Source organism: Bacillus sp. JJ675 (assembly GCF_036963165.1).
Taxonomy (GTDB): domain Bacteria; phylum Bacillota; class Bacilli; order Bacillales; family Bacillaceae; genus Bacillus; species Bacillus glycinifermentans.
Window position 1 is genome coordinate 17922 of the sequence record NZ_JBALMR010000044.1, and the last position, 22085, is coordinate 40006.

21 protein-coding genes are annotated in these 22085 nt (G+C 47.9%); 19 read left to right on the top strand and 2 right to left on the bottom strand.

The features are described from left to right. The 10 genes from V7126_RS12200 to V7126_RS12245 all read left to right on the top strand — a co-directional run. A partial coding sequence (locus tag V7126_RS12200) for an exodeoxyribonuclease VII large subunit (RefSeq protein WP_335497621.1) occupies positions 1 to 642 on the top strand: 642 nt, incomplete at its 5' end. Then, positions 635 to 895: an exodeoxyribonuclease VII small subunit gene (locus V7126_RS12205; RefSeq protein ID WP_046131877.1), complete on the top strand. Its 261-nt coding sequence runs from the start codon at positions 635 to 637 to the stop codon at positions 893 to 895. The genes V7126_RS12200 and V7126_RS12205, both read left to right, overlap by 8 nt. Continuing rightward, positions 885 to 1775, top strand: a complete 891-nt coding sequence (locus V7126_RS12210; protein WP_175077339.1) for a polyprenyl synthetase family protein — start codon at positions 885 to 887, stop codon at positions 1773 to 1775. The genes V7126_RS12205 and V7126_RS12210 overlap by 11 nt, the downstream gene beginning before the upstream one ends. A 264-nt stretch (positions 1776 to 2039) precedes the next feature. Then, on the top strand, positions 2040 to 3941 hold the full coding sequence (gene dxs / locus V7126_RS12215; protein ID WP_175077338.1) for a 1-deoxy-D-xylulose-5-phosphate synthase: 1902 nt from the start codon (positions 2040 to 2042) through the stop codon (positions 3939 to 3941). Then, positions 3938 to 4783 (top strand): TlyA family RNA methyltransferase, encoded by an 846-nt coding sequence (locus V7126_RS12220; protein WP_046131875.1) that lies wholly within the window; start codon positions 3938 to 3940, stop codon positions 4781 to 4783. The genes dxs and V7126_RS12220 overlap by 4 nt, the downstream gene beginning before the upstream one ends. Before the next feature lie 106 nt (positions 4784 to 4889). Continuing rightward, a complete protein-coding gene (ahrC, locus tag V7126_RS12225; protein ID WP_046131874.1) occupies positions 4890 to 5339 on the top strand; it encodes a transcriptional regulator AhrC/ArgR in 450 nt (149 codons plus the stop codon). A 30-nt stretch (positions 5340 to 5369) separates the two neighbouring features. Then, positions 5370 to 7100 (top strand): DNA repair protein RecN, encoded by a 1731-nt coding sequence (gene recN, locus V7126_RS12230; protein ID WP_046131873.1) that lies wholly within the window; start codon positions 5370 to 5372, stop codon positions 7098 to 7100. Between the two features lie 170 nt (positions 7101 to 7270). Beyond that, positions 7271 to 8587 (top strand): SpoIVB peptidase, encoded by a 1317-nt coding sequence (spoIVB, locus tag V7126_RS12235; RefSeq protein WP_046131872.1) that lies wholly within the window; start codon positions 7271 to 7273, stop codon positions 8585 to 8587. Positions 8588 to 8876: 289 nt separating this feature from the next. Continuing rightward, entirely contained in the window at positions 8877 to 9677 is an 801-nt protein-coding gene (gene spo0A / locus V7126_RS12240) for a sporulation transcription factor Spo0A (protein ID WP_048353339.1), read from the top strand. A 331-nt stretch (positions 9678 to 10008) separates the two neighbouring features. Continuing rightward, on the top strand, positions 10009 to 10236 hold the full coding sequence (locus V7126_RS12245) for a hypothetical protein (RefSeq protein ID WP_175077337.1): 228 nt from the start codon (positions 10009 to 10011) through the stop codon (positions 10234 to 10236). Between the two features lie 165 nt (positions 10237 to 10401). Here the strand turns inward: V7126_RS12245 and V7126_RS12250 are convergent, their stop codons facing one another. Next, a complete protein-coding gene (locus V7126_RS12250) occupies positions 10402 to 11316 on the bottom strand; it encodes a class I SAM-dependent methyltransferase (protein WP_175077336.1) in 915 nt (304 codons plus the stop codon). A 339-nt stretch (positions 11317 to 11655) separates the two neighbouring features. Between V7126_RS12250 and V7126_RS12255 the strand changes: the two genes are divergently transcribed. Then, positions 11656 to 12381 (top strand): glycerophosphodiester phosphodiesterase, encoded by a 726-nt coding sequence (locus V7126_RS12255; RefSeq protein WP_046131868.1) that lies wholly within the window; start codon positions 11656 to 11658, stop codon positions 12379 to 12381. A gap of 34 nt (positions 12382 to 12415) precedes the next feature. On the opposite strand, the gene V7126_RS12260 is transcribed toward V7126_RS12255, so the two are convergent. Beyond that, positions 12416 to 12670, bottom strand: coding sequence for a DUF2627 domain-containing protein (locus V7126_RS12260; RefSeq protein ID WP_335497622.1), 255 nt, complete (start codon positions 12668 to 12670; stop codon positions 12416 to 12418). Between the two features lie 151 nt (positions 12671 to 12821). Here V7126_RS12260 and V7126_RS12265 point away from each other — a divergent pair, with 151 nt between their 5' ends. The 8 genes from V7126_RS12265 to V7126_RS12300 all read left to right on the top strand — a co-directional run. Next, positions 12822 to 14891, top strand: a complete 2070-nt coding sequence (locus tag V7126_RS12265) for a sigma-54-dependent Fis family transcriptional regulator (RefSeq protein ID WP_335497623.1) — start codon at positions 12822 to 12824, stop codon at positions 14889 to 14891. 125 nt (positions 14892 to 15016) lie between these two features. After that, positions 15017 to 15928, top strand: coding sequence for a phosphate butyryltransferase (gene yqiS, locus V7126_RS12270; RefSeq protein WP_175077333.1), 912 nt, complete (start codon positions 15017 to 15019; stop codon positions 15926 to 15928). Positions 15929 to 15931: 3 nt separating this feature from the next. Beyond that, positions 15932 to 17026, top strand: coding sequence for a branched-chain amino acid dehydrogenase (bcd, locus tag V7126_RS12275; protein WP_046131864.1), 1095 nt, complete (start codon positions 15932 to 15934; stop codon positions 17024 to 17026). A gap of 33 nt (positions 17027 to 17059) precedes the next feature. Next, entirely contained in the window at positions 17060 to 18172 is a 1113-nt protein-coding gene (gene buk / locus V7126_RS12280; protein ID WP_175077332.1) for a butyrate kinase, read from the top strand. After that, entirely contained in the window at positions 18156 to 19577 is a 1422-nt protein-coding gene (gene lpdA / locus V7126_RS12285) for a dihydrolipoyl dehydrogenase (protein ID WP_175077331.1), read from the top strand. Before buk ends, lpdA begins: the two co-directional genes overlap by 17 nt. Before the next feature lie 22 nt (positions 19578 to 19599). Continuing rightward, positions 19600 to 20592 (top strand): thiamine pyrophosphate-dependent dehydrogenase E1 component subunit alpha, encoded by a 993-nt coding sequence (locus V7126_RS12290; RefSeq protein WP_099047113.1) that lies wholly within the window; start codon positions 19600 to 19602, stop codon positions 20590 to 20592. 12 nt (positions 20593 to 20604) lie between these two features. Next, positions 20605 to 21588, top strand: coding sequence for an alpha-ketoacid dehydrogenase subunit beta (locus V7126_RS12295; protein ID WP_046131861.1), 984 nt, complete (start codon positions 20605 to 20607; stop codon positions 21586 to 21588). A 24-nt stretch (positions 21589 to 21612) separates the two neighbouring features. Beyond that, the coding region (locus V7126_RS12300) for a biotin/lipoyl-containing protein (RefSeq protein ID WP_335497624.1) at positions 21613 to 22085 on the top strand (473 nt) is incomplete at its 3' end.

Below are 22085 nucleotides of genomic sequence, written 5' to 3' on the forward strand. Positions count from 1 at the left end.
CACGAAACCGACTTTACGATCAGCGATTTTACTGCCGATCTGCGCGCAGCAACCCCTACGGGAGCCGCCGAGCTTGCCGTCCCGAATATGCTTGATTTGATGGAGCGTCTGAAAACACTGGATGTCCGAATGACAAAAGCGATGCAGCAGGGTTTGCGAAAGCGGCAGGAGCTTTTGAATTACCTTCAATCCTCATATGCTTTTCGTTATCCGAAAAGGCTGTACGCCCAAAAGGAACAGGAGTTTGACCTTATATTCGACCGTTTTCAAAAGCAGATCGTCCTGACCTTGGACCGGAAAAAGCAGAAGCTGAGCGAGCAGTCGTACAAATTGCAGATGCGCCATCCGGAAGAACAGCTCAGGCAGGCGAGAAGACGGCACGGGGAACAGACAGAACGGCTGAAACGGAATATGAGCGTGCAGCTCAAGCAGATTCATTCGCAGTTTCAGACGGTTCTTGGTAAACTGAATGCATTGAGCCCTCTTCAAGTCATGGAAAGAGGGTACAGTCTGACATATAAAGAAGACGAATTGATCAAAAGTATCGAACAGGTGCAGGAAAATGACGAGATCCAAGTCAAATTAAAAGACGGGACGCTGGCCTGTGAAGTACGTCAGAAGAGAGGCGAAACAAATGGCTGAAGAAAAGAAAAATAATCAGGAAGAAATAACGTTTGAAGAGGCCATGAAAGGTCTTGAACAAATCGTATCAAAACTGGAGGAAGGGGACGTGCCTTTGGAAAAAGCGATCGATTATTTCCAGGAAGGCATGCTTCTTTCGAAGATGTGCCACGAAAAGCTGCAACATGTAGAGAAGCAGATGGACTACATTTTGCGGGAAAACGGGGAATTGGCTCCTTTCAGCGTTCGGGAGGAGGAAAAAGGTGACCAGTAAGCTAGAAGGATTTTTAAAAACGAGAAAAGCGTTAATCGAACAGCGTCTTCCTTTATATATTCAAGAGCTACAAGCGCCGGCAACCCTTAAACAATCCATGCTTTACTCTCTGGAAGCTGGAGGAAAAAGGCTGAGGCCGATTTTGGTGCTTGCTCTTCTTCATGCATACGGAAAGCATGAAGAGGACGGCATACCGGTCGGCTGTGCGGTTGAAATGATCCATACGTATTCGCTGATCCATGATGACCTTCCTTGCATGGACGACGATGATTTAAGAAGAGGAAAACCGACAAACCATAAAATATACGGCGAAGCGACGGCAGTGCTTGCAGGCGATGCTCTGCTGACGGAAAGCTTTAAAATGATTACCACACACGTCTCATTTAACGTCCCGGCTGAAAAGCGGCTCAGGATTGTGAATGAGCTCGTCTCTGCTGCGGGTGCGGAAGGCATGGTCGGCGGCCAAATTTTGGATATGGAAGCGGAGTCAAAACCCGTGTCATTACAAGAGCTTCAATCGATTCATGAAGGAAAAACGGCCAAACTCCTCAGCTTCAGCGTAATTGCGGGAGCGATTCTTGCGGACGCGCCGGAAGAAGAGATTGAAAAGCTTCGCGAATTCGGGCATCATATCGGGATCGGCTTTCAAATCAGGGACGACATTTTGGATCTAGAAGGCTCAGAGGATAAAATCGGCAAGCGGATCGGATCTGATACGACGAACGGAAAATCGACCTATCCGTCGCTTCTGTCGGTGGAAGGGGCCAAACAAAAGCTCAACGAGCATATCGAAAAGGCGAAGCGGCTGATCTCAGAGCTCTCGCTTGAAAAAAAGCTGCTGTATGAACTGTGCGATATGATTGCAGACCGCGACCATTGATGCTGCGGTTCCCATTTGAGTATAAAAGAGTGGTTATGATAAAATGTTAACAGTTGAACTTTAAAACGCCGCGCCGTTATCACGATGTGTTAGCGGCTGTTTTTTCAGACTGAAGCGTCCGCATATGCAAGTTTGCGCATAAGGGTGGGTTCATCATATAATAATTCAAGCTGATAAAAAGGATGATATCCTTTTTTGAATAAATTGTAATCTTTGAAGCAAGGCGCATACTTGCAGAAATCATCTGAAAGTGAGTTGATCCGATTGGATCTGTTATCTATAAAAGACCCTACGTTTTTAAAACATCTTTCCATTCAGGAACTGGAAAGCTTGAGCGCTGAGATTCGCCGATTTTTAATTGAAACGCTTTCTGAATCGGGAGGCCACATCGGTCCTAACCTTGGCGTTGTCGAACTTACGATCGCTCTTCATCGGGAATTTAACAGCCCGAAAGACAAATTTTTATGGGATGTCGGGCATCAATCTTATGTTCACAAGCTTTTGACCGGCCGCGGAAAGGAATTTGCGACATTGCGCCAGCATAAAGGCCTTTGCGGCTTTCCGAAGCGGAACGAGAGCGAACACGATATCTGGGAAACAGGCCACAGCTCAACTTCTCTTTCCGGAGCGATGGGAATGGCGGTTGCCAGGGATTTAAAAGGTACGGACGAGTATATCATCCCGATCATCGGCGACGGGGCTCTTACGGGCGGAATGGCGCTTGAAGCGCTAAACCACATCGGACACGAACAAAAAGATATGATCGTCATTTTGAATGACAATGAGATGAGCATCGCCCCGAACGTCGGAGCGATTCATTCCATGCTCGGAAGGCTGCGCACGGCGGGTAAATACCAATGGGTGAAAGATGAACTTGAATACTTGTTCAAGCGCATACCGGCCGTGGGCGGAAAGCTTGCTGCGACGGCTGAGCGCGTCAAAGACAGCCTGAAGTACCTGTTAGTGTCCGGGATGTTTTTTGAAGAGCTCGGTTTTACGTATCTGGGCCCTGTAGACGGCCATTCCTATGAAGAGTTGTTTGAAAATATGCAGTATGCGAAGAAAACGAAGGGGCCCGTACTCCTTCACGTCATTACGAAGAAAGGGAAGGGCTATAAGCCTGCCGAAGCGGACAAAACCGGAACATGGCACGGCACAGGTCCATATAAAATCGATACGGGAGACTTTGTCAAACCGAAGGCCGCCGCTCCGTCGTGGAGCGCCCTTGTCAGCGAAACGGTCCGGAAGCTTGCAAGGGAAGACGAACGAATCGTCGCCATCACCCCGGCCATGCCGGTCGGTTCCAAGCTTGAAGGATTCGCAAGCGAATTTCCCGACAGAATGTTTGACGTCGGGATAGCCGAACAGCATGCAGCAACGATGGCGGCCGGCCTTGCAACACAGAACATGAAGCCGTTTCTCGCGATTTATTCGACATTTCTTCAGCGCGCCTATGACCAGGTCGTCCACGATATTTGCCGGCAAAACCTAAACGTGTTCATCGGCATTGACAGGGCGGGGCTCGTCGGCGCTGACGGCGAAACTCATCAAGGCGTATTTGATATCGCTTTTTTAAGGCACATTCCAAATCTTGTGCTGATGATGCCGAAAGACGAAAATGAAGGCCAGCACATGGTCAACACGGCGATCCGCTACGATGACGGCCCCATCGCCATGCGCTTCCCGCGCGGAAACGGCCTCGGCGTTAAAATGGATAAAGAGCTGAAGACGATTCCGATCGGAACATGGGAAGTTCTGAGGCCCGGAACTGACGCAGTGATTTTAACCTTCGGCACGACCATTCAAATGGCGCTTGATGCAGCAGAAGATCTTCAAAAAGAAGGGCGCTCCGTCAGAGTGGTGAATGCCCGCTTTATCAAGCCGCTTGACGAAGCCATGCTCAAAGGCATCTTAAACGAAGGCCTTCCGATTTTAACGATCGAAGAAGCCGTTCTTCAAGGCGGATTCGGCAGCTCGATCCTTGAATTTGCCCATGACCATCAATCATACAGCCCGATGATTGACAGAATGGGGATACCTGACCGCTTCATCGAACACGGAAGCGTTGCAAAGCTTCTTGAAGAGATCGGCTTGACAAAGGAAGATGTCATCAGACGAATCAGACTGTTGACACCCGTAAAGACACATAAAGGAATTGGATCATGACAGCAAAAAAAGAACGGCTAGACGTTTTACTTGTAGAAAGAGGGTTAATCGAAACCCGCGAAAAAGCGAAAAGGGCGATTATGGCCGGAATCGTCTATACGAATGAAAACAGGCTGGACAAACCGGGCGAAAAGGTTGACCGCACCATTCCGCTGACGATTAAAGGAAAGGCGTTGCAATACGTCAGCAGAGGCGGTCTAAAGCTCGAAAAAGCGCTGAAGGAATTTAACCTGTCCGTAGGCGGCAAAACGATGATTGACATCGGTTCATCAACCGGCGGCTTTACGGACTGCGCCCTGCAAAACGGAGCCGCATGCTCGTATGCCGTTGATGTGGGCTATAACCAGCTCGCATGGAAGCTGCGGCAGGATGAACGGGTCATCGTCATGGAACGCACCAATTTCAGGTATTGCACCCCTGCCGATTTCACGGAAGGTCTGCCGGAATTTGCGACGATAGACGTTTCGTTCATTTCGCTGAAAATCATCTTGCCGGTTCTGAAGACGATTTTAGTTCCCGGAAGCGATTGCGTGGCGCTCGTCAAACCGCAATTCGAAGCAGGCCGCGAATCCGTGGGGAAAAAGGGCATTGTCCGTGACCCCCTTGTTCATAACGCAGTGCTGAATGACATCAGCAGGTTTGCCGCGCAGGAAGGATATGACTGCAAAAATGCATCGTTTTCCCCGATTACCGGAGGTGACGGCAATATCGAATTTCTCCTTCATCTGCAGTGGACCGGGCAGGGCAAGCCCGGTGCGGCGATTCCCGAGGGGATGGTCAACCAAATTGTCGAAGAAGCCCACAAGACATTAAAAGCGAAAAAATCGGATGAAAAGGAATAATAGCGGGCTATTATTCCTTTTTTACTGTAATCGTGTACTTTTTCTTTAAAATCAGATAACATATTTGTATAAACATACACAATACCTGTATAAACCGAGGTGCTATATGAACAAAGGTCAAAGGCATATTAAAATCAGGGAAATTATTACCGCGCATGAAATCGAGACACAGGACGAACTCGTCGATATTTTAAAGAAAGACGGCTATAATGTGACACAAGCTACCGTATCCCGCGATATTAAAGAACTTCATTTGGTCAAGGTTCCGACAAACAACGGCACGTATAAATACAGTCTGCCTGCCGATCAGCGATTTAACCCCCTGTCCAAATTAAAAAGGGCATTAATGGATGCGTTTGTCAAAATCGATTCGGCAAGCCATATGATCGTCCTCAAGACAATGCCGGGAAACGCTCAGGCGATCGGCGCGCTGATGGACAACTTGGATTGGGAGGAAATCCTCGGGACGATCTGCGGGGACGATACCATTTTGATCATCTGCCGGACGCCGAACGATACGGAGACCGTGCAGAAAAAAATATTGGAGCTTTTATAAAGAAAGCCTGAAAAGAGGTGCGATAAAAGCTTGTTAGCTGAATTATCGATCAAGAACTTTGCGATTATCGAAGAACTAACGATTTCTTTTGAAAAAGGACTGACGGTTTTGACCGGTGAAACCGGCGCCGGAAAATCAATCATTATCGATGCGATTTCGCTGCTCGTCGGCGGCAGAGGATCATCGGAATTTGTCAGATACGGAGAAAAACGGGCGGAATTGGAAGGGCTTTTTCTGCTGGATGAGGGGCATCCGGTTTTTGATATGTGCAGGGAGCTCGGAATCGAAGCATCAGACGGCATGATCGTGATGAGGCGTGACATTAACGCCAACGGCAAAAGCATCTGCCGTGTCAACGGAAAGCTCGTAACGATCGCCGCTCTGAGGGAAGTCGGAAGGCTTTTACTCGACATCCACGGCCAGCACGATAACCAGCTTTTGATGGAAGACGATCATCACCTTGAGCTTTTGGACCGGTATGCCGGAGAGGAAATCGAAAAAGCGCTGAAAGCGTATCAGGAAGTGTACGGCCGCTATATGAACGTCATGAACAAGGTCAAGCAGCTTTCTGAAAGCGAACAGGAAATGGCTCACAGACTCGACTTGATCCAATTTCAGCTTGACGAAATCGAATCTGCAAATCTCGAGCCGAAAGAGGACGAGCTTTTAGAAGAAGAGCGCCGGCAGATTTCCAACTTTGAGAAAATATACGAAGCTTTGCAAAATGCCTACAATGCGCTTCGCAATGAGCAGGCGGGCCTCGATTGGGTCGGCATGGCTTCAAGCGAGCTTGAGAACGTGTCTGGCATCAATGACGGACTGAAGAAAATATCCGAATCCGTCGCAAACGCCTACTACACGCTGGAAGACTCGACGTTTCAAATCAGAAACATGCTCGACGAATTGGAATACGACCCTGCCCGCCTCGATTTCATTGAATCCCGCCTGAACGAAATTAAACAGCTGAAGCGGAAATACGGAGCCACAGTTGAAGATATTCAAGCCTATTCGGCTAAAATCGAAGAAGAAATCGACCGCATTCAAAACCGGGACAGCCACTTGCAGGCTTTAAAAGAGGAGCTTGAGTCGGTCGGCCAGGATGTCGCGATCGAAGCGATGAATGTGTCAGAGATCAGAAAAGCATGGGCGAAAAAACTCGCCAAAGATATTCACCGCGAACTAAAAGAGCTGTACATGGAAAAATCAACGTTCGATACCGAATTTGAGATCAAAACAGCCGATGCCCGAGAAGTCGCGCCTGTTGTCAACGGAACGCCCGTTCACCTGACAAAGCAAGGCGTTGACACCGTCCGCTTTTTGATTTCCACCAATACTGGAGAACCGCTGAAATCGTTGTCAAAAGTCGCTTCAGGCGGCGAATTGTCAAGGATTATGCTGGCGATGAAAAGCATTTTTTCCGCACAGCAGGACGTCACATCGATCATTTTTGACGAAGTGGATACTGGTGTAAGCGGAAGGGTGGCGCAGGCGATCGCCGAGAAAATCCATCGCGTGTCGATCGGCTCTCAAGTGCTGTGCATCACCCATTTGCCGCAGGTTGCAGCAATGGCGGACACGCACCTTTTGATTACGAAGCAGTCTAAAGACGGGAGAACGACGACAAGCGTCACCCCTTTGTCAAAACAGGAAAAAATATCGGAAATCGGCCGGATGATCGCCGGCGTCGAAGTCACGGATCTGACGAAACGCCACGCAAAAGAGCTTTTGCAGCAGGCCAAACTCGTCAAAACGACCGGATAAGCTGTTCAACACGAACAGCTTATTTTTTATCTTTCCATGTTTGCCTGACTTGATCCGCATTTTTCTTATACAAACGTTTCTTTATCATTTTATCCAATGTTTTTCTCGCGCTCACAGTTATAAATCACCGTCAGAAAGGCAAAAGTAATGGATGTAGCGAAAGAAATTTTATGGTGTGGGTTAGGTGCGAGGAGAGTGAAAAGGTGGATGTTGAAAAAATCAGAAAAGCTGTGGGTATAATTCTCCTTGTTTCTTTAATAAGTGTAGGATTTTACAAACCGGTGAAAGAATACATTGAAATACCAAAAAACATGAACATTTTTGAGGCGGATTCACATGCCGTTCAAACCGGCTTATCCGTCAGCATACCCGAAGACGAATCATCAGAAGCGTTCACATTAAAAGAAAATAAAGGCGAAGTGGAAATAAAAGGCGAACAAAACGGAAAGGCAGAGCTTGTTTATGACTTTGCCGGATTTCCTGTCAAAAAAACGAAAGTAAATGTTCTGCCCGAGCTTAAAGTCGTACCCGGCGGGCAGTCGATCGGCGTCAAGCTTCACTCTGTGGGGGTATTGGTTGTCGGCTTTCATCAAATCAATACAAATGACGGAAAAAAATCACCCGGTGAAGCAGCCGGAATCGCGGTAGGCGACATTATCACAGAAATCAACGGAACGAAAATCGAAAAAATGAATGACATCACCCCTTTTATCCAAAAGGCGGGGAAAACGGGAGAGACACTGAACCTGTTGATCAAAAGGGATAAACAGGAGCTCAAGACAAAGCTTATTCCGGAAAAGGATCAGGCTGAAGACAAGTACAGAATCGGCTTATATATCAGGGACTCGGCTGCCGGAATCGGCACGATGACCTTTTATGAGCCGAAATCGAAAAAATACGGGGCGTTGGGCCACGTTATTTCCGACATGGATACAAAAAAGCCGATCGTCGTTGAAAACGGCCAGATCGTAAAATCAACCGTTACATCAATCGAAAAAGGAACAGGCGGAAATCCGGGAGAAAAACTGGCCCGTTTTGCATCAGAACGAAAGGTCATCGGCGACATTAACAGAAACAGTCCTTTTGGAATATTCGGGACGCTTCATCAGCCAATCAAAAACCGCATTTCAGACAAAGCCATTCCGATTGCATTTTCAAACGAAGTCAAAGAAGGACCGGCACAAATTTTAACGGTCATCGAAAACGACAAAGTTGAGAAATTCGATATCCAAATCGTCAGCACAACACAGCAAAAATTTCCCGCCACAAAGGGAATGGTGCTGAAAATTACCGATCCGAGACTCATCAATAAAACCGGGGGCATCGTTCAAGGAATGAGCGGGAGCCCGATTATCCAAAACGGGAAAATCATCGGAGCGGTTACCCACGTTTTCGTCAATGATCCGACAAGCGGCTACGGCGTTCACATCGAATGGATGCTTTCTGAAGCGGGGATCGATATTTACAAAAAGGATAAAGCGAGCTGAACTGCCGGGATCCCCGGCAGTTTTTGATTACACCTTTCATTCTTGATCATCGTACGTTAAAATAGGGATGAAAAGATTTTTCGACAAATTCACGTTCCTCTGTTTGTCAAGCTTCATTTCAAGTCGAAAAAACGAGAAAATCTAAAAAAAACCGAAAAAAAGCAAGATATACCACTAATATTGGAAAAATCATTTTTTTTAAAAGGGAATAATGCGGCGCTGTCGAATTAAACATATTAGAAAAAGATTGATGAATTTTATCAACATACACATTTGGGGAGGAAGAAACGTGGAGAAAATTAAAGTATGTGTTGCTGATGATAACAGGGAGCTTGTCGGCCTATTAAGTGAATATATCGAGGGTCAAAACGACATGGAAGTGATCGGCGTGGCATATAACGGACAGGAATGTCTTTCTCTGTTTAAAGACAAGGAGCCTGACGTACTCGTACTGGATATTATCATGCCTCATCTAGACGGATTGGCCGTTTTGGAAAGGCTGCGGGAATCTCAGCTTAAAAAACAGCCGAACGTCATTATGCTGACTGCTTTCGGTCAGGAAGACGTAACGAAAAAAGCCGTGGATTTAGGCGCATCGTACTTCATTCTGAAGCCGTTTGATATGGAAAATCTCGTCGGTCACATCCGCCAAGTCAGCGGAAACGGTTCTCAAATGACACACCGCGCCCCTTCGGTTCAAAGCAGCGTCCTCCGGCCGCAGCCTGAATCGCCGAAGAAAAACCTGGACGCCAGCATCACGAGCATCATCCACGAAATCGGCGTTCCCGCCCATATTAAAGGGTACCTATACTTGAGAGAAGCCATCTCCATGGTGTATAACGATATTGAACTGCTCGGAAGCATTACAAAAGTGCTGTATCCGGACATCGCCAAAAAATTCAACACGACCGCAAGCCGGGTCGAACGGGCGATCCGCCACGCCATCGAAGTCGCATGGAGCAGAGGCAACATCGACTCCATTTCTTCTCTGTTCGGCTACACCGTCAGCATGTCAAAAGCAAAGCCGACGAACAGCGAATTCATCGCGATGGTCGCAGATAAGCTGCGGTTGGAGCATAAGGCTTCTTAAGCGTGTTGTGGCGCGGGGATTGTGGATAATTGCCGCCCTTGTTTCTGATGGCTAATTCGTTGTAATTGCAATGAATGTAACAGAGGGTTTTTAACCTCGTCTTTTTAGACGGGGTATTTTTTTGCGCCTTTTAGTGGCCAGTACGAAATGACATCCTTTTATTACAGCTTGTTGTTATTGAGGTGAAATACGGAACCAACAATGAATAACCTAATAATCAGTTGCCATTACGCTTTATTGGGGGCAATGCCAAACAAATTAAGGGGGCCCGCAGTAAAGTTAGAAAATGAAACGCTAAAGTGGAAAGGTTATTTTGATGGGGAGCCCACAGATGACGAGAAAAAGTATAGCTTGTACAGAGGCAATAGCTGATTTTCCAATAATTAAGGACTGTGATGAAGAGGATATCAATCATAAGTTCCGCATTAAAAACGGAGAGGTTACAGTTTTTGGCATTTTAAGGTGGGAAGAAATAATTTCACAATTGATGCGAAAGCCGGGTGTCGTAGAATTTAGTTTCCATTATGTAACCGGCGGAGATAAAAACATTCTCCTTTGAAGACTCTAGAAAAACATCCAAATAAAAAAAGTCTCTACTTCGATGTTAATGGTTCGCCGGGACGTAGCTCTTCGAAGTCTGTAAATAATCTCTTGTCTATCAAATAAAATTCGCGCCAAAAAACTGCCGCTCAATGCATCATTGAGCGGCAGCAAAACCAAAACATTATTTTTTTACGGCATGAATGTAATGAATCGTCTCGAAAGCAGATAAATCATCCGTTCGATTGCGAAAGAAACGGTCGTTTATCGCGTCAGGCGTTAGATGCTCATAAATGAGCAAGCTTGAGGCTTCCAGCAGCTTCTCGATTTCTTCATAAGAGAAACACGATTTCATCGGTTCTCCGCTTGCTGCAGCCATTTTCACCATATTTTCAACTCTGTTGGATATTCCTTTTTCTTCATAGAGCCGTTCGTCCGCATAATCAAATACGATGGAACTGCCTGATGGGACTTTAGAAAATAAGCGGCTGATCAAGTTTGCATTTTCCTCTTTCGTTAAATAATAAGAAACACCTAAAAGGCTGAAGAAGGTTTTTTCGTTTTCGAATCCTTCATCTATCAGACTTTGATACGAAAACTCCCGGGTAAAGTCCATCGGAACAAAATGAAGATGATCCGGAATGTCATATTCGGTATTTTCCAGCCGTTTCTTTTTGAATTCCTGTGTGGATGGATGATCCACCTCGAAGACTTGGAAGCTGTTTTTCAGCTCTGGATGCCGGAAACAAAACGTATCCAGCCCGGCTCCGAGGATGACGTACTGTGTTAGTCCCAGCGTGGCTTCATGAAGCAGCACGCTTTCGCAATACGCTGCACGTGCCAATGGCGTCGGCGAAAGCTGGACTTGTGTAATCCATTTTAATATTTTTTCTCGGTCGTCCTGAAATTCTTGGGCAATGTCTCTGTTGAAAAACTGTATTCCTTGAATCATATTCTCGCTGATGTCTAAAAACTCTTTTTCGGAAATGAGATCTTTTGCAATGAAATCATCGAAAATTTTCGGTGCATCAAATTGACTGTGATAGGCTCTTCCAAATGCTGATATTAGGGAAGTTAAACTTGACTCGTTTGGCTTCATTCCTGCTCCTCCTGCATAAAAAATAAGATTCCCCCGGCCAGGAGAATCTTATTATATACAGAAATATTATAATAGTGAATTATAGCATAAATAAATTTTTTTGTAAAGGGAATATAAGGGATTATTTTTCTTTTGCTGAATCCAGCAAACTGCCTGCTTCAAAATGAAAGCGTCAATCTGAAAAACGCCTGTTTGGCGGTATTTGAGTCCGTCTTGAAAAAAGGAACCGTCTTTGTATTTTTGTAATGTTTATGTTAAAAAAAGGCCTAAGTGTGGAAAGAACATCATAAGACCTTCATAATGAGGGTGGATCGTTAATTCATTCAGAGGTGAACTTACATGACGAAAATATTTGCGCACAGAGGCGCTTCAGGGACATACCCTGAAAATACGATGACTGCATTTGAACGCGCGGCTGCATCTGGCGCCGACGGGATCGAGCTTGACGTACAGATGTCGAAAGACGGGCGTCTTGTCGTCATTCACGATGAGAAGCTCGACAGGACGACTTCTTTAAAGGGTTATATTAAAGATTTTACATACGATGAGATCAGGCAGGGGGATGCAAGTTTCCGCTTTTCCGAAAAGACCGGCTTTGTCACGGTGCCGACCCTTGAAGAGGTGTTTGACTGGGCGGCAAAAGGCGATTTTCTCGTCAATGTGGAGCTGAAAAACAGCATTGTCCGCTATGATGGGATGGAAGAAAAAGTGATGGCGCTTATTTCTGACTATAAGCTCGGGGACCGCATCATCATCTCTTCTTTTAACCATGAAAGTCTCGCCCATTGCCGGAAGCTGAACCCGGAGATCGAATTGGCTGCGCTTTACATGGATGTCATTTATAAGCCTGAACAATACGTAGACATGATTCCGGCATCCGGGTTCCATCCGTATCTCCGCTCGATGTCGCCGGATACGATCGCAAATGCTCATAAACAGAACAAAGCGGTCAGGCCGTTTACCGTCAATCGCGAGGAGGATATGAAGGAGCTGATTGCTGCCGGGGCAGACGGATTTTTTACCGATTTTCCCGAAAAAGCGATGAAACTGAAGGAAAGCATGTGATGAAAAAAGCCGCAGATGTTGATCTGCGGCTTTTTTATGCCCCGGGGCCGTTTTGTTTTTTTCTAAAGCGCGCACTTACATGGTTTCGTTTTCTGTCTCTGTACAGGATGAAGCCTCCTAACAGGTAAAGCCCTATACAGAAGCATATTAGTCCTGTCAGCCCCTGGAGCCAAAGAATTTGAAACGGGCCGATGAGTACGCCGAATACAGTGTCTCGCATCAATTTAATCCCCAGCGCTGCCAAGCAGCCCGGAATCAGCAAAATCAGCAGTGCGACCAGTCTCCCCATACACCCAATCCCCTTACCAATCATTTTCCTTTATTGTCTATTTGAAAAAAAAGTTTGTCAAGAAAGGAAAACGTGATAACATAGGTGTTGTGCAAATTGTTGCAAGAGAACGTTTAAGTGTGCAAAATTTTTCATACAAAGGGGTAAAGGGATGAAGCAAAAGGTACTGATTGTAGGTGCTGGAAAAGGGGGAAGTGCTCTCTTAGACTTGCTGCTGAAGACGAAAACGATGCATATCGCGGCCGTCATCGACAAAAATCCGAAGGCGCCGGGACTGCTCATTGCCGAAAAAAACGGTATTGAAACCGCTCTGGACTGGCTGCCTTACATCGATCAGCAGATCGATATCATTATTGAAACGACCGGAGATCCCGGCGTATTGAAGCAGCTAGTCCGCAAAAAAACGGAAAGAACGATCGTTGTGCCGGGTTCGCTCGCTTATATCATTTCTCAATTGATGAATGAAAAGCAGCAGCTGATCCAAATGCTAAAAGAACAGACATACAAACACGACCGGATTTTTAATTCGATGAATGACGGCATGATTTTTATCGATATCAATGAAGAAATTATCCTGTTTAACAAAATGGCCGAGGAAATGACAGGTACAAAACGGGAGGAAGCGATCGGCCAGCACATTCAAAAGGTCATCCCGACGACGAAGCTTCCGCGCATTCTCAACACGAGAGAGCCGGAATACAATCAAAAACAGTTTTTAAAGCCGAACAGGCAGATTGTAACGACGAGGATTCCGATTATTGATGACGGCGGCACGCTGTTAGGCGCGCTCAGCATTTTTAAAGATATTACGGACGCGGTTGAACTGGCTGAAGAGGTGACAAACCTGAAGGAAGTCAGAACGATGCTTGAAGCGATCATTCAGTCGTCTGATGAAGCGATTTCCGTCGTCGATGAGAACGGAATCGGGATGATGATCAACAGGGCGTATACAAAAATGACCGGCCTGACAAAAGATGAGGTCATCGGAAAGCCAGCCAGTACCGATATATCCGAAGGCGAAAGCATGCATTTGAAAGTGCTCGAAACAAGGCGGCCTGTCAGAGGCGCCAGAATGAAGGTCGGCCCGAATAAGAAAGAAGTGATCGTCAACGTTGCGCCGATTATCGTCGACGGGATTTTAAAAGGCAGCGTCGGCGTCATACAGGACGTGTCCGAAATCCAGTTGCTGACGAAGGAATTGAACAGAGCGCGCCAGATCATCCGCACGCTTGAAGCGAAATACACATTTGCCGACATTATCGGGTCCAGCGAGCAAATGCTTGTGGCTCTTGAGCAGGCGAAATTGGGGGCGAAAACGCCTGCCACGATTTTGCTCAGGGGTGAATCGGGAACGGGGAAGGAGCTTTTCGCCCATGCGATACATAACGAAAGTGACCGAAAGTATAATAAGTTTGTCCGGGTAAACTGTGCGGCTATTTCGGAATCTTTGCTTGAATCAGAGCTGTTCGGCTATGAAGAAGGCGCTTTTTCCGGCGCAAAGCGCGGCGGGAAAAAAGGGTTTTTTGAAGAGGCTAATAACGGAAGCATTTTTCTCGACGAGATCGGCGAACTGTCCCCGAGTACGCAGGCGAAGCTGCTCCGCGTTCTTCAGGAAAAAGAAATCGTCAGGGTCGGCGGGACAAAGCCGATCTCCGTGAACGTCAGAATTATTGCCGCGACCAACGTCAATATTGAAAAAGCGCTGGCCGAAGGCAGATTCCGCGAAGATTTATATTACCGCATCAATCGCTATCCGATTTCGATTCCGCCGCTTAGGCAGAGAAAAGAGGATATTGAAGCCCTAAGCCGCCATTTAATCGGAAAAATCAATCAGGAATACGGCCGCAATGTAAAGGGACTTACGAAAAAAGCTCTTAAATCGCTAACTGCAAGAAAATGGCCGGGAAATGTCAGGGAGCTTGAAAACGTCCTCGAGCGGGCGATGATCTTTTTAAAACCGCAGATGGAGTGGATTGACCTTGAACATCTCCCTGAAGCAGACAGTCCGAGGAAAAAGGCTGAAACCGGCCCGGCTTTTGCCGACATCGAAAACGAGAAGCTTTCGGATGCTGTTGAACGTTTTGAAGCGCATGTGATCAAAGAGACGCTGGAAAAACATCAATACAATCGAACGAAAACGGCAAAAGCGCTGGGCATCAGCATCCGCAACCTTTATTACAAAATGGATAAATACCATCTTGCAAAAGACAGCATGCAATGATCTGCATCTCTCACTGCAAATTTGTGCAGGGTTTTAGGCGGGAACGCCAGTCTGATCATTTTTTCTGACTGGCACGAAACTTGCATGAATAAGAGGGCGGATGTTTGCTTAGAAAGGTGGGTACTATGAAGCTGACACAACTATTTCAAAAAGCGGCGGAACTGGAAAATAAAACAGTTGCCGTCGCACATGCAGAAGATGACGAAGTGCTGCAAGCCGTCAAACTTGCGGTTGACAAGCAATTTGCCAGGTTTTTGCTGATCGGGCACAGAGAAAAGATCAGGCATATGATGAAAGAGCTGGATATTCCAAAACGGCACGTCGATATCATCCATTCGGAAACGCCGGAAGCTTCCTCGAAAATTGCGGTCCAATCCGTAAAGAACGGCAATGCAGATGTCCTGATGAAAGGGCACGTTCCGACTGCAGTTCTTCTGAAAGCCGTTTTGAATAAGGAATACGGCTTGCGTTCCTCACATGTGCTGTCACATGTCGCGGCGTTTGAAGTGGAAGGCTTTGACAGGCTGATATATGTAACAGACGCGGCGATGAACATCCATCCGAAGCTTGAAGAATTGAAACAGATTTTAGAAAATGCGGTTCGCGTGGCTAGAGCGGTCGGTGTACAAACGCCGAAAGCCGCCTGTCTTGCCGCTGTTGAAACGGTGAATCCCGCGATGGAAGCCACATTACATGCGGCTGCTTTAACGCAGATGAATCAGCGGGGCCAAATTAAAGACTGCTTCGTCGATGGGCCCCTTGCTTTGGACAATGCGATTTCCGAGCTTGCCGCCAGGCACAAAAACATTTCCGGAATCGTGGCCGGCCAGGCTGACATCCTGCTCGTTCCTTCCATAGAAACAGGCAATGTGCTTTACAAATCGCTGATTCATTTTGCGGGTGCAAAAGTGGGAGCTATTTTGGCAGGTGCAAAAGCGCCCATCGCTTTAACAAGCAGGGCCGATTCCGCGGAAAACAAATTGTATTCAATCGCTTTGGCGCTGTGTACGTCTGAAGCACGACAAGAGGAGGAATAATACATGGAACTATTTCGATATATGGAACAGTACGATTATGAACAATTGGTGTTTTGCCAGGATAAAGAATCCGGGTTAAAAGCGATTATCGCGATCCACGACACGACGCTCGGGCCGGCTTTGGGCGGTACGAGAATGTGGACATACGAAAGCGAAGAGGCCGCTATCGAAGACGCGCTTCGCCTTGCAAGGGGGATGACCTACAAAAACGCAGCTGCCGGATTGAACCTCGGCGGGGGCAAAACGGTCATTATCGGAGATCCGCGCAAAGATAAAAATGAGGAAATGTTCCGTGCTTTCGGCCGCTACATTCAAGGGTTGAACGGCAGATACATTACAGCTGAAGACGTGGGGACGACAGTTGAAGACATGGATATCATCCATGATGAGACGGATTTTGTAACGGGAATTTCCCCTGCCTTCGGCTCTTCGGGTAACCCTTCCCCAGTCACAGCGTACGGTGTATATAAGGGCATGAAAGCCGCGGCGAAGGAAGCGTTCGGAACGGATTCCCTTGAAGGCAGAACAGTTGCCGTCCAAGGCGTCGGAAATGTGGCGTACAATCTTTGCCGCCACCTTCATGAAGAAGGCGCAAGCCTGATCGTGACAGACATTAACAAAGAAGCGGTTGAGCGGGCCGTCGCTGACTTTGGCGCCAGGGCCGTCGATCCTGACGATATTTATTCACAGGATTGCGATATCTATGCGCCATGCGCCCTTGGAGCGACCATCAACGATGATACGATTCCGCAGTTCAAAGCAAAAGTGATAGCTGGGGCGGCCAACAATCAGCTGAAAGAAACCCGCCACGGCGATTTGATTCACGACATGGGCATCGTCTATGCGCCGGATTATGTCATCAATGCCGGCGGCGTCATCAACGTCGCAGATGAACTTTACGGCTACAATGCGGAGCGCGCCCTCAAAAAAGTCGAAGGAATTTACGCTAACATCGAAAGGGTCCTTGACATTTCAAAACGGGACGGCATTCCAACTTACTTGGCGGCAGACAGGCTTGCCGAAGAGCGGATTGAGCGGATGCGCCGTTCAAGAAGCCAATTTTTGCAAAACGGGCAGCACATTTTAAGCAGACGCTAATATCACTACCCCTTATCACTGGAGGTCAAAAAAATGCAGGCACAGGAAAAACGTATTCTCGTCATTAACCCGGGATCAACATCTACCAAGATCGGCGTTTTTCACGATGACCGTTCCATTTTTGAAAAATCAATCCGCCATGACGAGGCAAAGCTGAAACAGTATGAGACGATTTCTGACCAATATTCATTAAGAAAACAGGCCGTTTTAGAAACGCTGCACGAACAGGGCATCAATATTTCGAAGCTGAATGCCGTATGCGCAAGGGGCGGCCTGCTCCGGCCGATCAAAGGCGGGACATACGAAGTGAATGATGCGATGATTGAGGATTTAAAAAACGGCTATGCCGGCGAGCACGCCTCAAACCTCGGAGGGATCATCGCCAGAGAAATAGCCGACGGCCTTAATATTCCGGCTTTTATCGTCGATCCCGTTGTCGTCGATGAAATGACGGATGTCGCTAAAATTTCCGGCACTCCGCTTATTGAAAGAAGGAGCATCTTTCATGCCCTCAACCAAAAAGCGGTGGCCCGAAAAGCGGCTTGGCAGTTTGGCAAGCGCTATGAAGACATGAAAATGATCATTACGCACATGGGAGGCGGCATTACGATCGGCGTCCATTGCCATGGTCGGGTCATCGACGTCAACAACGGCCTCCACGGTGAAGGTCCGCTCAGCCCTGAGCGGGCCGGCACCATTCCGGCCGGGGACCTTATCGATTTGTGCTTTTCCGGCGAATATACGCGCGATGAGCTGATGAAAATGCTCGTCGGCGGCGGTGGACTTTCCGGCTATCTCGGCACGACCGACGCTGTGAAAGTCGAAAAAATGATTCAGGAAGGCGACCAAAAAGCGGCGCTTATCTATGAAGCGATGGCGTATCAAATTGCGAAAGAAATCGGCGCGGCCAGCGCCGTATTAAGAGGGGAAGTAGACGTTATCATTCTGACGGGCGGACTGGCTTACGGAAAAACATTTGTTTCCTCGATCAGAAAATACATAGACTGGATTTCGGATGTCGTCGTTTACCCCGGCGAAAACGAGCTTCAAGCTCTGGCCGAAGGCGCTTTTCGGGTGCTAAACGGGGAAGAAGAAGCGAAAGAGTATCCGAACCAGAGGAGGGAAAGTCATGGCAACAGAATATGATCTCGTGATTCTCGGAGGCGGAACGGGCGGATATGTAGCCGCAATCAGAGCTTCACAGCTCGGATTGAAAACAGCGGTTGTTGAAAAACAAAAGCTTGGCGGCACATGCCTTCACAAAGGCTGTATTCCGTCCAAGGCGCTCTTGAGAAGCGCAGAGGTTTACCGAACCGCGAAAAAAGCGGAAGAATTCGGGGTGATGATTCCCGAAGTTAATCTTCAATTTTCCCGGGTTCAAAACCGGAAGCAAAAGGTTGTCGACCAGCTCTACAACGGTGTGAAGCATTTGATGAAAAAAGGGAAAATCGATGTATACGAAGGAATCGGACGGATTCTCGGACCGTCGATCTTTTCCCCGATGCCGGGAACAGTGTCAGTTGAGATGGCAAACGGGGGCGAAAACGAAATGCTCGTTCCGAAAAACGTCATCATCGCCACCGGTTCAAGGCCGCGCCCGCTTCCAGGACTCGAGCCGGACGGCGAACGCGTCCTCTCTTCTGACGAAGCCCTTGAACTCGAGAAGCTGCCGGCGTCCATCGTGATTGTCGGCGGCGGTGTCATCGGCATCGAGTGGGCTTCCATGCTCAACGACTTCGGCGTTGATGTCACGGTCATTGAATACGCGAAGCGGATTTTGCCGACCGAGGACGCGGACATATCAAAAGAAATGCAAACCCGCCTGACGAAAAAGGGCATCAAGATCATCACGGGAGCAAAAGTGCTGCCTGACAGCCTCGAAAAGGGAGAGGGAATCAGCATACAAGCCGAAAAAGACGGTGAAACGCTTGCGTTTTCGGCTGAAAAAATGCTCATTTCAGTCGGCCGGCAGGCCAATATCGAAGGGATCGGACTTGAAAACACGGATATTGAAGTCGAAAACGGGTTTATCTCGACAAACAGCATGTACCAGACGAAAGAGTCCCATATTTATGCGATCGGCGATGTCATCGGCGGTTTGCAACTTGCCCATGTCGCTTCCCATGAAGGCATAACCGCCGTCGAACATATCGCCGGCGAAGAGCCTCATCAGATGGACTACTCTCTAGTTTCAAAATGCATATACTCAAGTCCTGAAGCGGCGTCGGTCGGTTTAACGGAAGAAGAAGCGAAGGCTGAGGGACGAAATATGAAAGTCGGCAAATTCCCGTTTCAGGCGATCGGAAAAGCGCTCGTTTACGGAGAAACGGAAGGCTTCGTAAAAATCGTCGCTGACAAGGATACTGACGATATTTTAGGGATCCATATGATCGGCCCGCATGTGACGGACATGATTTCCGAAGCGGGGCTTGCAAAGGTGCTTGATGCGACGCCGTGGGAAATCGGCCAGACGATCCATCCGCATCCGACGCTTTCTGAAGCCATCGGAGAAGCCGCCCTTGCGGTTGATGGAAAAGCGATTCATTTTTAAAAAGCATAAAGGAGTGAAAAAAATGAGCAATAATCGTCACGAAGCAGTGGGATTAACAGATGAACAGGCAATCGATATGTACAAAACCATGCTTTTGGCAAGAAAGCTCGATGAGCGGATGTGGCTGCTGAACAGATCAGGCAAAATCCCTTTCGTGATCTCTTGCCAAGGTCAGGAAGCGGCCCAAGTCGGCGCTGCTTTCGCTTTAGACCGCGACAATGACTATGTTTTGCCTTATTACAGAGACATGGGCGTCGTGCTCGCGTTTGGAATGACGGCAAAGGATTTAATGCTTTCCGCTTTCGCGAAAGCGGAAGACCCAAACTCTGGAGGAAAACAAATGCCCAGCCACTTCGGGCAAAAGAAAAACCGGATCGTCACGGGCTCTTCTCCGGTGACGACACAAGTTCCGCACGCCGTCGGCGTCGCTCTCGCAGGAAGGCTGGACAACAAGAATATCGCTACATTTGTGACATTTGGCGAAGGCTCTTCAAATCAGGGCGATTTTCATGAAGGGGCAAACTTTGCCGCGGTTCATAAGCTTCCTGTCATTTTCATGTGCGAGAACAATAAATACGCTATTTCCGTTCCGTACGAAAAGCAGGTCGCATGCGAGAAGATTTCCGACCGTGCCGTAGGCTATGGAATGCCCGGGATTACGGTTGACGGAAACGACCCGCTCGAGGTGTATAAGGTGGTCAAAGAAGCGAGGGAGCGGGCTGGAAGAGGCGAAGGCCCGACATTGATCGAAACGATTTCATACCGGCTGACCCCTCACTCCAGCGATGATGACGACAGAAGCTACAGAGGCCAGGAAGAAGTGGCTGAAGCGAAGAAAAAGGATCCGATCATAACATACGCGCAGTATTTAATAGAAGCCGGACTTCTTACCGAAGAGTCAGAAAAAGCGATAGCAGACGAGATTGCGAATATCGTCAATGAAGCAACAGATTATGCTGAGCATGCTCCGTATGCCGATCCTGAAGAGGCGCTGCGGCATGTTTATGCGGAGTAGGGGGGAAAACCAATGCCTGTAATGTCGTATATAGATGCTGTTACATTGGCTTTAAAAGAGGAAATGGAAAAAGACCCGCGCGTCTTTATTCTCGGCGAGGACGTCGGAAAAAAAGGCGGAGTCTTCAAAGCGACAGCCGGCCTATATGATCAGTTTGGGGAAGAGCGGGTCATGGACACGCCGCTCGCCGAATCGGCGATTGCCGGGGTCGGAATCGGTGCCGCCATGTATGGCATGAGACCGGTAGCGGAAATGCAGTTTGCTGATTTTATCATGCCCGCTGTCAACCAAATTATTTCGGAAGCGGCAAAAATCCGCTACAGGTCGAATAATGACTGGAACTGTCCGATCGTCATCAGGGCGCCGTACGGAGGAGGCATTCACGGAGCGCTGTACCATTCTCAGTCCGTAGAGGCCGTGTTTGCCAATCAGCCTGGACTGAAAATCGTCATGCCTTCCACGCCTTATGATGTAAAAGGGCTTTTAAAAGCGGCCATTCGCGATGAGGATCCAGTGCTGTTTTTTGAGCATAAAAGAGCCTACCGCCTTATAAAAGGCGAGGTGCCGAATGACGATTACGTACTGCCGATCGGCAAAGCTGACGTCAAACGGGAAGGCGAAGACATCACAGTCATTACTTATGGATTGTGCGTTCACTTTGCTCTTCAGGCGGCTGAGCGGCTTGCGAAGGACGGAATTTCCGCTCATATCCTCGATTTAAGAACGGTATATCCGCTCGATAAGGAAGCGATTATTGAAGCAGCTTCCAAAACGGGCAAGGTGCTCCTTATGACTGAAGATACGAAAGAAGGCAGCGTAATGAGCGAAGTCGCCGCGATCATTTCTGAGCACTGTCTCTTTGATCTGGATGCGCCGATCAAGCGGCTGGCAGGGCCTGATGTGCCGGCAATGCCGTATGCGCCGTCGATGGAAAAATATTTTATGGTCAATCCGGAAAAAGCAGAAGCAGCGATGAGAGAACTCGCAGAGTTTTAAAGCTAAGAAAAGGAGGACAATCGTATGGCAGTGGAACAGATGACAATGCCCAAGCTCGGAGAGAGCGTAACCGAGGGAACGATCAGCAAATGGCTTGTCAGCGTCGGGGATCGCGTCAATAAATATGACCCGATCGCTGAAGTTATGACGGACAAAGTCAACGCTGAAGTGCCTTCCTCTTTTACGGGAACGATCAAAGAGCTTGTCGCAGAAGAAGGAGAGACCTTGCAGGTCGGAGATGTCATTTGCAACGTCGAAACAAATGAAGAATCAAAGCCGGAAACCCCTCAGGATACAGAGGAACATAATACAGAGGCACTGCCAAAAGCAGAGCCGCAAGACGCGCCGAACAAAAAGCGCTATTCACCGGCAGTTTTGCGCCTGGCGGGAGAGCATAACATCGATTTGGAACAAGTGGAAGGAACAGGAGCCGGCGGGCGGATCACCCGCAAAGACCTCCAGCGCATCATTGCATCAGGCGGCATTCCGGTTCAAGG